Raw genomic sequence first — 13,250 nt, 5'->3', positions numbered from 1 at the left:
CATGCCAGAACCCATGAGTCCGACCAGCCGCAGAGGACTGCTCTTCGGCACCGCCGCCATCTCGGCCGGCGTCCTGCTCACCGGCTGCACGAGCAACGACACCAAGGACGAGAAGCCGGCCGCGAACGACCGGCCGGCCGCCGACGACAAGCCCGGCAAGCACGTCACCATCGGCTTCGCCGGACCCCAGGCCGACCACGGCTGGCTCAACGCCATCAACGACAACGCCAAGAGCCGCGCCAAGAAGTACTCGGACGTCAGCCTGGAGATCACCGAGGGCTCCAACGACACCGCCGCGCAGATCGGCCAGATCGAGACGCTGATCAACAAGAAGGTCGACGTCCTGGTCGTGCTGCCCGCCGACGGCAAGGCGCTCACCCAGGTCGGCCTCAAGGCGATGCGCGCCGGCATCCCCGTCATCAACCTCGACCGGATCTTCAACTCGCCCCAGGCGTACCGCTGCTGGATCGGCGGCGACAACTACGGCATGGGGCTCAGCGCCGGCCACTACATCGGGGAGAAACTCAAGGGCAAGAGCGACGCCCGGGTCATCGAGCTGGCCGGGATCGACAACCTGGAGCTCACCAAGCAGCGCACCCAGGGCTTCGACGCGGCGCTGAAGAACTACCCGAACATCAAGAAGGTCGCCCGTCAGGCAGCGGAGTTCACCGTCGAGACCGGTCAGGCCAAGATGGCCCAACTCCTCCAGGCACAGCCCAAGTTCGACGCGCTCTGGAACCACGACGACGACCAGGGCGTGGGCGCGCTGCGGGCCATCGAGCAGGCGGGACGGGACGGCTTCCTGATGGTCGGCGGGGCCGGCGCGCTCTCCGCCTTCCAGGCCATCGAGGCCGACGACAGCGTCCTGAAGGCGACGGTCCTGTACCCGCCGACCATGGCCGCGTCCGCGATCGACCTCGCCCGCACCCTCGGCCAGGGCAAGGGCATCGGGGGACTGGCCGAGTTCGAGATCCCCGCCTCGCTCACCCTCTACTCGGCCGTCGTCGACAAGGACAACGTCAAGCAGTACATGTCCACCGGCTTCAAGTGAGCCGCCCCCGTTCCAGGGGCCCGGTACGGGGGTCCGGGCCCCTTTTGCCACCGCGCCACGACGACGAGGAGGACATCCGTATGGGACAGCCGCACCGGGGTGACGAGGCCGCGAAGCCCCCACTGCGTGTCGGCATGGTCGGCTACGCGTTCATGGGCGCCGCCCACTCGCAGGGCTGGCGCACCGCGGGCCGCGTCTTCGACCTGCCGCTGCGCCCCGTCCTCGCCGCCGTCTGCGGCCGGGACGGGACGGCGGTGCGGGCGATGGCCGACCGGCACGGCTGGGCGGCGGCCGAGACGGACTGGCGTGCGCTGATCGCCCGGGACGACGTCGACCTCGTCGACATCTGCACTCCCGGCGACAGCCACGCCGAGATCGCGGTCGCCGCGCTGGCCGCGGGCAAGCACGTGCTGTGCGAGAAGCCCCTCGCGAACACGGTCGCCGAGGCGGAGACGATGGCCGCGGCGGCGGAGGCGGCCCTCGAACACGGCCGGCTGTCCATGGTCGGTTTCAACTACCGCCGACTGCCCGCCACGGTGCTCGCCCGCTCCATGGTCGCCGAGGGCCGCCTCGGCGCTCTGCGGCACGTACGGGTCACCTACCTCCAGGACTGGCTGGTCGACCCGGACTTCCCGCTCACCTGGCGGCTCCGCAAGGAGGTCGCCGGCTCGGGGGCGCTCGGGGATCTCGGCGCCCACATCGTCGACCTCGCGCAGTTCCTGGCGGGGGAACCGCTGGGCGGGGTGTCCGCGCTCACCGAGACGTTCGTGCGCAGCCGGCCGTGGCCCACCGGAGCGTCCAGCGGCCTGTCGGCCGTGCCGGAACCGGACACAGGGGCGGGCGGCACGGGCCCCGGTGCGGGTTCCGCGCCCGGGAGCGGTCCGGACGCGGGAGCCGCGGGCACCGTCGACGGACCCGGCTCGGGAGCCGTCACCGTCGACGACGCCGCCCTGTTCACCGCCCGCTTCGCCTCCGGCGCCCTCGCCTCCTTCGAGGCCTCCCGCTTCGCGACCGGACGCAAGAACGCCCTGCGCATCGAACTCAACGGGGAGCGGGGCTCGTTGGCCTTCGACCTGGAACGCCTCAACGAACTCTCCTACCACGACCACACCGAGCCCGCCACGCACGCGGGCTTCCGCCGCATCCTGGTCACCGAGCCCGACCATCCCTACCTCGACGCCTGGTGGCCGCCGGGCCACGGCCTCGGCTACGAGCACACCTTCGTGCACCAGGCCCGCGACCTCGTCCGCGCCATCGCCGCCGGCCGCCCGCCCACCCCGTCCTTCGCCGACGGTCTCCAGGTGCAGCGCGTCCTCGCCGCGGTCGAGGAGAGCGCCGAGAAGAACTCCGTCTACACCCCCATCGCGGTCTGAGGAGGCCCGTCATGCCACGCACCTTCACGCTCTTCACCGGCCAGTGGGCCGACCTGCCCCTCGAAGAGGTCTGCCGCCTGGCCCGCGACTTCGGCTACGACGGGCTCGAACTCGCCTGCTGGGGCGACCACTTCGAGGTCGACAAGGCGCTCGCCGACCCGGCGTACGTCGACTCCCGGCGCGCCCTTCTCGACAAGTACGGGCTGACCTGCCGGGCCATCTCCAACCACCTCGTCGGGCAGGCCGTCTGCGACGCCATCATCGACGAACGCCACCGCGCCATCCTGCCCTCCCGGATCTGGGGCGAGGGCGAGGCCGAGGGCGTACGGCAGCGGGCCGCGGCCGAGATCGCCGACACCGCGCGCGCGGCCGCCGCGCTCGGCGTCGACACCGTCATCGGCTTCACCGGCTCGGCGATCTGGCACCTGGTCGCCATGTTCCCGCCCGTCCCCGAGTCGATGATCGAGCGCGGCTACGAGGACTTCGCGACCCGGTGGAACCCGGTCCTGGACGTCTTCGACGCCGAGGGCGTCCGGTTCGCCCACGAGGTCCACCCCGGCGAGATCGCCTACGACTACTGGACCACCCACCGCGCCCTGGCCGCCGTCGACCACCGTCCGGCCTTCGGCCTCAACTTCGACCCGTCCCACTTCGTGTGGCAGGACCTCGACCCGGTCGGTTTCCTGTACGACTTCCGCGACCGGATCTACCACGTCGACTGCAAGGAGGCCCGCAAGCGCCTCGACGGCCGCAACGGCCGCCTCGGCTCCCATCTGCCCTGGGGCGACCCGCGCCGCGGCTGGGACTTCGTCTCCGCGGGCCACGGCGACGTGCCCTGGGAGGACGTCTTCCGCATGCTGCGCTCCATCGGCTACACGGGGCCGGTGTCGGTCGAGTGGGAGGACGCGGGCATGGACCGGCTCCAGGGCGCGCCCGAGGCGCTCAGGCGTCTGAAGGCCTACGACTTCGACCCGCCGTCGGCGTCCTTCGACGCCGCCTTCGCAGGCAACGACTAGGCCACGCGGGTTAGTTGCCTCGATCCTGTCCTGTCTCCACCCGCACCACGTCGAGGGGCCCTCCCCGCCGGATCGGCGGGGAGGGCCCCTCGACGTCCGGCCGCCCCGGTGCGGGCGGCCGTCCTCAGCCGACGGGCTGCGGCTGCGGTGCCGAGGTGTCCGCCGTGCTGCGCCCCGGCTGCCGCAGCAGCAGGGCGATCGCGGCCGCCACCATGGAGATGCCGCCCGCCAGCGCGTAGGCGCCGTTGTAGCCCCAGGCCGCGACCACCATCGAGCCGAGGCCGCCGCCGAACAGGCCGCTGATCAGTTTGCCGCTGTACACCAGGCCGTAGTTGGTGGCGTTGTAGTTCTCGCCGAAGTAGTCCGGGGTCAGGGCCGCGAACATCGGATAGAAGGCGCCGCCGCCGAACCCGGAGAGGAAGGCGAAGAACAGGAACAGCGCCTCGCTGTGGATGTCACCGGCCCAGATCACCCCGAACTGCGCGAGGCCGAGGACCACGATGACGAACACCAGGGACTGCTTGCGGCCCCAGGAGTCGGACAGCCAGCCCACCACGCCCCGGCCGACGCCGTTGATGACCGCCATCACGCCCATCGACGACGCCGCCACCAGCGGGCCGAAGCCCACCTCCTTGGCGAAGTCCACCTGGAAGGAGATCCCGAAGATCGACACCCCCGCGGTCATCACCAGCGCGACCCACATCAGGGGGAGCATCCCGGTCCTGATGGCCTCCTTGGGCGTGTACTGCTTCACCGCGGGAGGGTTCTTCGCGAGGCTCGCGGCCCCCTTCGCACTGCCGCCGTACGTCAGTGGGTCGATGTCCGCCGGCCACCAGTTCTTCGGCGGGTCCTTGAAGAAGAACGCGGAGGCGAACACGACGATCATCACGTAGCAGCCGATGAGGTCGAGGACCCGGTGGTAGTTGGCCGTGTCGAACGCGTAGTTGAAGATGAAGATGAACGGCAGGGAGCCGTACGCGAAGCCGCCGTTGACGAACCCCGTCTTCGCGCCCCGGCGTTCGGGGAACCACTTGCCGACCATGTTGATGCAGGTCGCGTAGACCAGCCCCGACCCGATGCCGCCGATGACGCCGAAGCCGAGGATCGCCAGCAGGACGTTGCTCAGGTGCGACAGGGCCAGGAAACCGATCGCGCACATGACCGAGCCGAGGTACATCGCCCTGCGGGCCGTGAGGATGCCCTTCTCCCGCATCCAGCCCGCCGGGAACGCGATGCCCGCCTGGAAGAACACCCAGACGCTCAGGATCCAGAAGGTGTTGCTCTGCGTCCAGCCGTGCGCGTGGGACAGGGTGTCCTCCGCCGAGCCGTACGCGTACTCGAAGACACTGATCGCCATCATGGCGGCCCAGGGCAGGTACACCATGAACTTCCGTGAGTGGCCGAGGATGTCGCGGTCGGTCTCGCCGATCCGGTAGACGCGGCCCCGGGAGTCGGTGACCTCCCGGTAGGCACGCCGGGAGGCGCCGGAGTCGTCCGGCCGGTCCTTCGCCGCCATGGGTTCCGCCGTCATCACGCCATCTCCTCGCCGAGCGGGTGCGGATTGGGGACGATGCTCCGGGCCTGCGGTCGGTCCGGCGCCTTGAGGAACAGGGCCAGTACGGCGGACGCCAGTCCCACGGACCCGGCCAGCACGAAGGCGCCGTGGTAGTCCCACGCGCCCACGACGACCGCGCCCATGCCGGAGCCCACCAGGCCCGATATCAGCTTCGAGCTGTAGACCATGCCGTAGTTGGAGGCGTTGTTGTTCTCACCGAAGTAGTCCGCCGTCATGGCCGCGAAGAGGGGGAAGATCGCGCCGCCGCCGAAGCCGGAGACCATGGAGCAGAACAGGAAGAACGGCATGCTGCCCATCTGGCCGGAGACCAGCACCCCGAACTGCGCGGTGCCCAGCACCAGACACACGATGATCAGCGTGTGCCGGCGGCCCACCCGGTCGGAGATCCAGCCGATGACACCGCGCCCGGTGCCGTTGACGATGGCCTTCAGGGACATCGCCGTGGCCACGATCCCGCCCGCGAAGCCCATGTCCTTGCCGAACGGCACCTGGAAGGCGATGCCGAAGATGTTGATCCCGGCCGTGCACAGCAGACAGAACCACATCATCCACAGAACGGGGGTACGCGCCGCCTCCCTCGGGGTGTACTGCTTCACGGCCGGCGGGTTCTTCTCCAGGGCCCGGCGGATCTTCGGGTCGTCCGACACCTTCAGCGGGTCCACGTGCGCCGGCCACCAGCCCTTCGGCGGGTCCTTGAAGAACCAGCCGGCCACCGCGACGATCGCGCAGCACAGCAGACCGACGCCCACCAGGACGCCCCGGTAGTTGCCCAGGTCCATGTACGAGGTGAACAGGAACACGAAGGGCACGGACCCGTAGGCGAAACCGCCGTTGACGAAGCCCGTCTTGCCGCCCTTGCGCTCCGGATACCACTTGCCGACCATGTTCACGCAGGTCGCGTAGACCAGACCGGCTCCGATGCCGCTGCACATGCCGAAGCCGAGATAGGCGATGGCCACATGCGGCGCGAACGCCAGCGACACATAGCCGAGCAGGGTGCCCAGCGCGCCCAGCAGCATCGCCGTACGGGCCGGCAGCCGGCCGCTCTCGCGCAACTGCCCGGCGGGGAAGGCGACGGCGGCCTGGAAGAAGATCCAGACACCCATCAGCCAGAAGATGTGCCCGCTGCTCCACAGATGCGCGTCGTGGAGTGTGTCCTCCGCCGACGTGAACGCGTACTCGGCGGAACTGATGCCCATCATGCCCGCCCAGGGCAGGAAGACCATCCACTTGCGTGTGCGGCCCATGATGTCGACGTCGGACTCGCCGACGCGGTACACCCGGCCGTTGGGGTCCGTCACCTCTTGATAGGGGACGGAGGTCGAATAGTCGGTGGTTGTCATGTCGGTCCAGCACCCCTTGCGTCGAAAGATCTGGTCAGCGCCCCCTGCCAAATGCCTTTCGTGCGCTCACGGGTCCCGGGGCCGGCCGACGCGCACCGTCGGCCGTCCCCGCGCACACTCATGTCATCGACGTGCCCCCCAACAGCAGGTACGGACAGGCCATCTCAGATCACCCCGGTGGACTTGAGCAGCCGCAGTTCCTCGTCGCCCAGGCCGAGTTCACCGATGTAGATCTCCTCGTTGTGCTCGCCGAGGAGCGGGGAGGCGGTGATCTCGACGGGGGAGTCGGAGAGCTTCAACGGGTTGCCGACGGTGACGTAGGACCCGCGTTCGGGGTGCTCGACCTCGACGACCATGTCGTTGGCGGCGAGGGAGGAGTCCTCGATGATCTCCCGGGTGGACAGGATCGGCCCGCACGGGATGTTCTCCGCGTTGAGCCGTTCCAGCACCTGCCACTTGGGCAGGGTGCTGGTCCACTCCTCGATGAGCTGGAACATCTTGGCCAGCTTCGGCAGGCGGGCCTGCGGGGTGGACCACTCGGGGTCGTCGGCGAGTTCGGGCCGGGCGATCAGCCGGGTCAGCGGCTGCCAGCCGGCCGGCTGGACGATGACGTACACGTAGTCGTTGGGCCCGCCGGGCGCGCAGCGCACGGCCCAGCCGGGCTGTCCGCCGCCGGAGGCGTTCCCGGACCGGGGCACCTCGTCGCCGAAGTCCTCGTTCGGATACTCGGCGAGCGGTCCGTGCGCGAGGCGTTGCTGGTCGCGCAGTTTGACCCGGCAGAGGTTGAGGACGGCGTGCTGCATGGCGACGTTGACGCGCTGCCCGCGTCCGGTGCGGGTGCGCTGGAGCAGCGCGGCGAGCACGGCGGCGACGGCGTGGATGCCCGTGCCGGAGTCCCCGATCTGCGCGCCGGTCGCCATCGGCGGCCCGTCCTCGAAGCCGGTGGTGGCCATGGAGCCGCCCATGGCCTGCGCGACCACCTCGTAGGCCTTGAAGGCGGTGTACGGGCCGTCCCCGAAGCCCTTGATGGAGGCGTAGACGATCCGCGGGTTGATCTCGCGGATCCGGTCCCAGGTGAAGCCCATGCGGTCGACCGCTCCGGGGCCGAAGTTCTCCACCATGACGTCCGAGCGGCGGATCAGTTCGGTCAGGAGCTGTTTGCCGCGCTCCGTCTTGGTGTTGAGCGTGATGCTGCGTTTGTTGCTGTTGAGCATCGTGAAGTAGAGGGAGTCGGCGTCCGGGATGTCCCGCAGCTGGGTGCGGGTGATGTCCCCGGCCGGCGCCTCCAGCTTGACCACGTCGGCGCCGAGCCAGGCCATCAACTGGGTCGCCGAGGGACCGGACTGAACGTGTGTCATGTCGAGCACGCGGATGCCTTCGAGAGCCTTGGTCGTCACAGGTCACCTCACTTGTCCGTTGCCTTGGGCCGCCCTGGTGCCGCCGGTGGTCGGGCCCCGCTCGGCACATTGCATACAGTCGACGAATACTGTATGAAGATTGTTATCCCGCATCCGCTGGGTGATGTCCAGAGGTCGCGCACCACTTTCAGGACAGGAGCCGAAACATGGACCTGTACGAGCACCAGGCGCGGGAACTCCTCGCGGAACACGGCATCTTGGTGCCACGCGCCGAGACCACCGACTCGCCGCGCGAGGCCCGCGCCATCGCCCGCCGGCTCGGCGGGCCGGCCGTCGTCAAGGCCCAGGTCAGGACCGGCGGACGCGGCAGGGCCGGCGGCATCCGGTTCGCGGCCGACCCGGCCGAGGCGGAGCTGATGACCCGGCAGATCCTCGGCTCGGACATCAAGGGCCATCTCGTCGACACCGTGATGCTGGCCCAACCCGTGTCCATCGAGGGCGAGTTCTACGTCGCGTACGTCCTCGACCGGACCGCCGGACAGTTCCTCGCCGTCGTCTCCACCGAAGGCGGCACCGAGATCGAGGAGGTGGCCGCGGCGCGCCCGGAGGCGGTGACCCGCGTCCCCGTCGACCCGACGGAGGGCGTCACCCCGAAGAAGGCGGCCGGCATCGTCAGGGCGGCCGGACTGCCCGCCGGAGCCGCCGACGTCCTCGTACGGCTCTGGCAGGTGCTGACCCGCGAGGACGCCCTCCTCGTCGAGGTGAACCCCCTCGTCCTCACCGCCCAGGGCCGGCTCACGGCACTGGACGCCAAGGTCACCCTCGACGACAACGCCCGCTTCCGCCAGACACGTTGGGGCGAGCAGGACGTTCCGCACGACGACCCCCTGGAGGCGTCCGCCGCGGCCAGAGGACTCACCTACGTGAAACTGGACGGCGAGGTCGGCGTCATCGGCAACGGCGCGGGCCTCGTCATGTCGACCCTCGACGTGATCGCGGGCTGCGGCGCCCGCCCCGCCAACTTCCTCGACATCGGCGGCGGAGCCTCCGCCCGGGTCATGTCCGACGGCCTCTCCGTCGTCCTCTCCGACCCCGACGTCAAAGCCGTCCTCGTCAACGTCTTCGGCGGCATCACCGCCTGCGACGCGGTCGCCGACGGCATCGTGCGGGCCCTCGACGCCGTGCGGCCCACCAAGCCGCTCGTCGTCCGGCTCGACGGCAACAACGCCGCACGCGGCCACGCCGTGCTCGACGAGCGCGCCCACCCCCTGGTGCACCGGGCCACCACCATGGACGACGCCGCGCGCCGCGCCGCCCACCTCGCCAACACCACCTGAAGGAGCGGGACATGGCCGTCTTTCTCACCAAGGAGTCCAAGGTCCTCGTCCAGGGCATGACCGGGGCCGAGGGCATGCGGCACACCCGCCGCATGCTCGCGGCCGGCACCGACGTCGTCGGCGGCGTCAACCCCCGCAAGGCCGGCCGGACCGTCCGCTTTGACGTCCCCCTGAGCCCCGCGGGCCTCGGCACGGCGCACCGGTCCGTCCCCGTCTTCGGGTCGGTGCGCGAGGGCGTCGAGGCGACCGGGGCGGACGTCAGCGTCGTGTTCGTGCCGCCCGCCTTCGCCAGGGCCGCCGTCGAGGAGGCCGCCGACGCCGGAACCGGACTCGTCGTCGTCATCACCGAAGGCATCCCCGTCCACGACGCGGTCGCCTTCCGCGCCCACGCCGCCGAGCGGGGCACCCGGGTCGTGGGCCCCAACTGCCCCGGCCTGATCACTCCCGGCCAGTCCAACGCGGGCATCATCCCCGCCGACATCGCCGGACCGGGACCCGTCGGCCTGGTCTCCAAGTCCGGCACCCTCACCTACCAGCTCATGCACGAACTGCGGGACATCGGCTTCTCCACCTGCGTGGGCATCGGCGGAGACCCCGTCGTCGGCACCAGCCACATCGACTGCCTCGCCGCCTTCCAGGACGACCCCGACACCGAACTCGTCGTCCTCATCGGGGAGATCGGCGGTGACGCCGAGGAACGGGCCGCCGCCTATGTCCGCGACCACGTCACCAAACCCGTCGTCGGCTACGTCGCCGGATTCACCGCCCCCGAGGGCAGGACCATGGGCCACGCCGGCGCCATCGTCTCCGGCTCCTCGGGCACCGCCCGGGCCAAGAAGGAGGCCCTGGAGGCCGCCGGCGTACCCGTCGGCGGCACCCCGACCGAGACGGCCCGGCTGGTCCGCGCCCGGCTGAACACCACGGCCCGGTTCGCCTGAAACCGACGTGACCTCACTCATAGTCGACGTGGGGTGACTCCCGGAATCCACGTCGCCTCACTACCTTCCCCTTACCGGCGCGACGACTGTTCGCGCGGGCCCGGGCGACCTGCCGTACGGCAGAGGCCGGGCCCCCCGCCCCCGACTGTGCACCGAGAGCGGAGACACCCATGACAACCCTCGACCCCACCACCGCGAAACCCCGAGACCCCCTCGTCCTCAAGTCCGGAACGTCGTGGACCGACGCCTGGCGGCGCTGCCTCGCCGTCGCCCCGGAGGCCTTCCGCGACGACCGCGTCCTCAACCTCTGGAACGCCGCCTGGCAGGCGGACGGCCGGAGCCTGCCCGCCACCAGCCCCGTCGACGGCGCCCCCATCGCGGGCCCGCCCCGCCTCGACGGCGCCACCGCCCGGCAGGCCGTCGGCGCGGCGCTCGACCAGCACCGCGCCTGGCGCCACGTACCCCTACCGGAGCGCCGTGCCCGCGTCGCGGCGACCCTCGACGCCCTCACCGAACACCGTGAACTCCTCGCCCTGCTCCTCGTCTGGGAGATCGGCAAACCCTGGCGGCTCGCCCAGGCCGACGTGGACCGGGCGATCGACGGCGTGCGCTGGTACGTCGACGGCATCGAGCCCATGGTCGACGGCCGGAGTCCGCTCGACGGACCCGTCTCCAACATCGCCAGCTGGAACTACCCGATGAGCGTCCTCGTCCACGCGATGCTGGTGCAGGCACTGGCCGGCAACGCGGTCATCGCCAAGACCCCCACCGACGGCGGCGTCGCCTGCCTCACCCTCGCCTGCGCCCTCGCCGCCCGCGAGGGAGTCCCCGTCACCCTGGTCAGCGGCAGCGGCGGCGAACTGTCCGAGGCGCTCGTGCGCGCGCCCGAGATCGGCTGCGTCTCCTTCGTCGGCGGCCGGGACACCGGCGCCGCCGTCGCCACCGCCGTCGCCGACCTCGGCAAGCGCCACATCCTCGAACAGGAGGGACTCAACACCTGGGGCATCTGGAACCACACCGACTGGGACGCGCTGACCGCCGTCGTCCCCAAGCTCTTCGACTACGGCAAGCAGCGCTGCACGGCCTACCCGCGCTTCGTCGTCCAGCGCTCCCTCTTCGACGACTTCCTCAGCGCGTACCTCCCCGCCGTCCGCACCCTGCGGACCGGCCACCCCCTCGCCGTCGAGCACCCCGACGACCCCTACCCCTCGCTCGACTTCGGCCCGGTCATCAACGCCGCCAAGGCCAAGGAACTCCACGACCAGGTCGCCGAGGCCATCGACCGGGGCGCCGTCCCGCTGCACCGCGGCAAGCCCGCCGACGCGCGCTTCCTGCCCGGCCAGGACACCTCGGCGTACGTCCAGCCCGTCACCCTCCTCAACCCGCCCCCGTCCTCGCCGCTGCATCACGCGGAACCCTTCGGCCCGGTCGACACCATCGTCCTGGTCGACACCGAGGCCGAACTGCTCGCCGCGATGAACGCTTCGAACGGGGCGCTGGTCGCCACCCTGTCCACGGACGACGAGGCGACGTACGACCGACTCGCCCCGCAGATCCGCGCCTTCAAGGTCGGTCACGGCAGGCCCCGCTCGCGCGGCGACCGCGACGAGTTGTTCGGCGGCTTCGGCGCGTCGTGGCGCGGGGCGTTCGTCGGTGGGGAACTGCTGGTCCGCGCGGTCACCCAGGGCCCGGCGGGGGAGCGGCTGCCGGGCAACTTCCCGGACCACCACCTGATGCCGTGAGGCGACGGGCGGCGCCCGTGCGGGGCGCCGCCCCGATCGCGGCAGGCCCGCTACGCGATGCCCTGCCGGTCGGGCCGCAGTGCGAAGGCGCGGTCCGACGGCTCGGCGACCGTGAGCTGCACGGCCTCCACCAGCAGGGTGCGGTGCCGGATCAGCGGCTCCCGGCGTTCCTCGGGAGCGACGTGCAGCAGGTCGTCGAGGCCGGCGACGAGACGCCGCGTCACCTGCGGACTGCCCACCGCGCACGCCCGGATCTCCGCGAACGCGAGATCGACCAGCTCCGTCCACCCGGGCACGGGCTGCACCAGCCGCACCGCCCCGCGCCGGTCGCGGTGCAGCGCCGTGTCGAGCGGCCGACGGACGACCGCGGACAGGAACTGCACGATGCGGTCGATCGCCTGGACGGCGGTGGTCGGGTCGTTCACCGCCGGCGACAGCGCCCGCAGCCCGATGTCGGCGAGCTGCCGCAGGCCGAACGCCAGGTCCTGGTGGAAGGTCCGCTCCACCCCGACGGTCACCGTGTAGCTCAGCGACCGCCGCGAGGGCGCGGACCCTCCGTGCACGGCGAGCAGCGGCGTGCCCGGTACGACGAAGTCCCCGATCCGGGGAATCAGCCGCAGCACGACGTCCTGCTGCCGGGCCGCCCGCACCAGCCGGGCGATGTTCACGTCCCGCAGCACCCCGGCCCGTCCCTGATGGGCGACCCGCGCGGTCTCCGGCCCGAGCGCGTCCTCCTCGCCGGTCGAACGGGCTACCGGCATCTGCCCGACGACCTTGAACGCGTCCCGGGTGATGTGGTCGATGACGTGGCTGATGCGCATGAGCCGCAGCGTCTGGTTCACGTACAGCACGAAGAGCAGCAGGCTCAGCCCCAGCATCAGCAGCGTCAGCACCGACTGCACCAGCGGGATCGAGGTCACCAGCCGTGCCTCGGCGTTCGACTCGTAGGAGGTGAGCACGAGGAGCGACAGCAGGAACGTCGCGAGGAACACCGCGAAGGTCGCCTTGGTAATCCGGCTCCGTACGAAGATCCGCACCACCCGCGGACTGAACTGCCCGCTCGCCATCTGCACGGCGACCAGCGAGATGCTGAAGACCACGCCGATGAAGGTCATCATCGCCGAGCTGACCGACGTCACCACGGTCTTGGTGTCCTCGGCCAGCTGCAGCAGGTTGTCGAGCGTGTCGTAGTCCCGCGACCGCTGGAGGGACTCCACGATCGCGGCGTCGATCGCGCCGGCCACCGTCCACACCACGAAGACGAGCACCATCGCCGCGGTGGGCGCGAACCAGAACGTGTCCCGCAGATGCTCCCGCAACGGCGACAGCGCTCTCGGCCGCCGCCCCTCCGGCAAGCCCCTGGTAGTCATCCAGTCACCCATGGTGAGACTGTAGGCGCACCCCCGGCCCACCGCGCGGACCCGCTCCGGGGGCCCGGATATGCAGGTGAAGGGCACTGCGAAAGCTTGGTATTGTTGTCCATGTCGCCGCGGGGAACACCCCCGGCCAGGCGGCA

Annotated in this window: 10 protein-coding genes; 6 read left to right on the top strand and 4 right to left on the bottom strand. The window is 70.8% G+C overall.

Translation table 11 applies throughout. The features are described from left to right. The first annotated feature begins 1 nt into the window (after position 1). The 3 genes from ACIRQH_RS33460 (at position 2) to ACIRQH_RS33450 (ending at position 3,440) form a co-directional block, all read left to right on the top strand. Positions 2-1,051, top strand: a complete 1,050-nt coding sequence (locus ACIRQH_RS33460; RefSeq protein WP_388875691.1) for a substrate-binding domain-containing protein — start codon at positions 2-4, stop codon at positions 1,049-1,051. Positions 1,052-1,131: 80 nt separating this feature from the next. Next, positions 1,132-2,424, top strand: a complete 1,293-nt coding sequence (locus ACIRQH_RS33455; RefSeq protein ID WP_404228535.1) for a Gfo/Idh/MocA family protein — start codon at positions 1,132-1,134, stop codon at positions 2,422-2,424. An 11-nt stretch (positions 2,425-2,435) separates the two neighbouring features. Then, positions 2,436-3,440, top strand: a complete 1,005-nt coding sequence (locus ACIRQH_RS33450) for a sugar phosphate isomerase/epimerase family protein (protein ID WP_388875685.1) — start codon at positions 2,436-2,438, stop codon at positions 3,438-3,440. A gap of 124 nt (positions 3,441-3,564) precedes the next feature. Here the strand turns inward: ACIRQH_RS33450 and ACIRQH_RS33445 are convergent, their stop codons facing one another. The 3 genes from ACIRQH_RS33445 to frc all read right to left on the bottom strand — a co-directional run bounded on the left by ACIRQH_RS33445 (position 3,565) and on the right by frc (position 7,756). Then, entirely contained in the window at positions 3,565-4,971 is a 1,407-nt protein-coding gene (locus tag ACIRQH_RS33445; protein WP_404228532.1) for an OFA family MFS transporter, read from the bottom strand. Further along, complete coding sequence (locus tag ACIRQH_RS33440) at positions 4,971-6,359, bottom strand: OFA family MFS transporter (protein ID WP_388934116.1); 1,389 nt, start codon at positions 6,357-6,359, stop codon at positions 4,971-4,973. Before ACIRQH_RS33440 ends, ACIRQH_RS33445 begins: the two co-directional genes overlap by 1 nt. A 164-nt stretch (positions 6,360-6,523) precedes the next feature. Next, positions 6,524-7,756, bottom strand: coding sequence for a formyl-CoA transferase (gene frc / locus ACIRQH_RS33435; protein WP_358821847.1), 1,233 nt, complete (start codon positions 7,754-7,756; stop codon positions 6,524-6,526). A gap of 167 nt (positions 7,757-7,923) precedes the next feature. Between frc and sucC the strand changes: the two genes are divergently transcribed. From sucC to ACIRQH_RS33420, 3 genes are all read left to right on the top strand, one after another. Continuing rightward, the gene (gene sucC, locus ACIRQH_RS33430) at positions 7,924-9,054 is read left to right on the top strand and encodes an ADP-forming succinate--CoA ligase subunit beta (protein WP_388875673.1); all 1,131 of its coding nucleotides are present in this window, start codon (positions 7,924-7,926) and stop codon (positions 9,052-9,054) included. Between the two features lie 11 nt (positions 9,055-9,065). Continuing rightward, positions 9,066-9,992 (top strand): succinate--CoA ligase subunit alpha, encoded by a 927-nt coding sequence (gene sucD / locus ACIRQH_RS33425; protein WP_388934119.1) that lies wholly within the window; start codon positions 9,066-9,068, stop codon positions 9,990-9,992. Between the two features lie 170 nt (positions 9,993-10,162). Beyond that, positions 10,163-11,734 (top strand): aldehyde dehydrogenase family protein, encoded by a 1,572-nt coding sequence (locus ACIRQH_RS33420; protein WP_404228527.1) that lies wholly within the window; start codon positions 10,163-10,165, stop codon positions 11,732-11,734. 50 nt (positions 11,735-11,784) lie between these two features. Here ACIRQH_RS33420 and ACIRQH_RS33415 read toward each other — a convergent pair whose 3' ends face one another. Further along, the gene (locus tag ACIRQH_RS33415; RefSeq protein WP_404228524.1) at positions 11,785-13,104 is read right to left on the bottom strand and encodes a DUF2254 domain-containing protein; all 1,320 of its coding nucleotides are present in this window, start codon (positions 13,102-13,104) and stop codon (positions 11,785-11,787) included. Between the last annotated feature and the right edge of the window lie 146 nt (positions 13,105-13,250).

The sequence above is a fragment of the Streptomyces sp. NPDC102279 genome (assembly GCF_044766365.1).
Taxonomy (GTDB): domain Bacteria; phylum Actinomycetota; class Actinomycetes; order Streptomycetales; family Streptomycetaceae; genus Streptomyces.
This window is presented reverse-complemented; position numbering and strand designations above follow the sequence as displayed.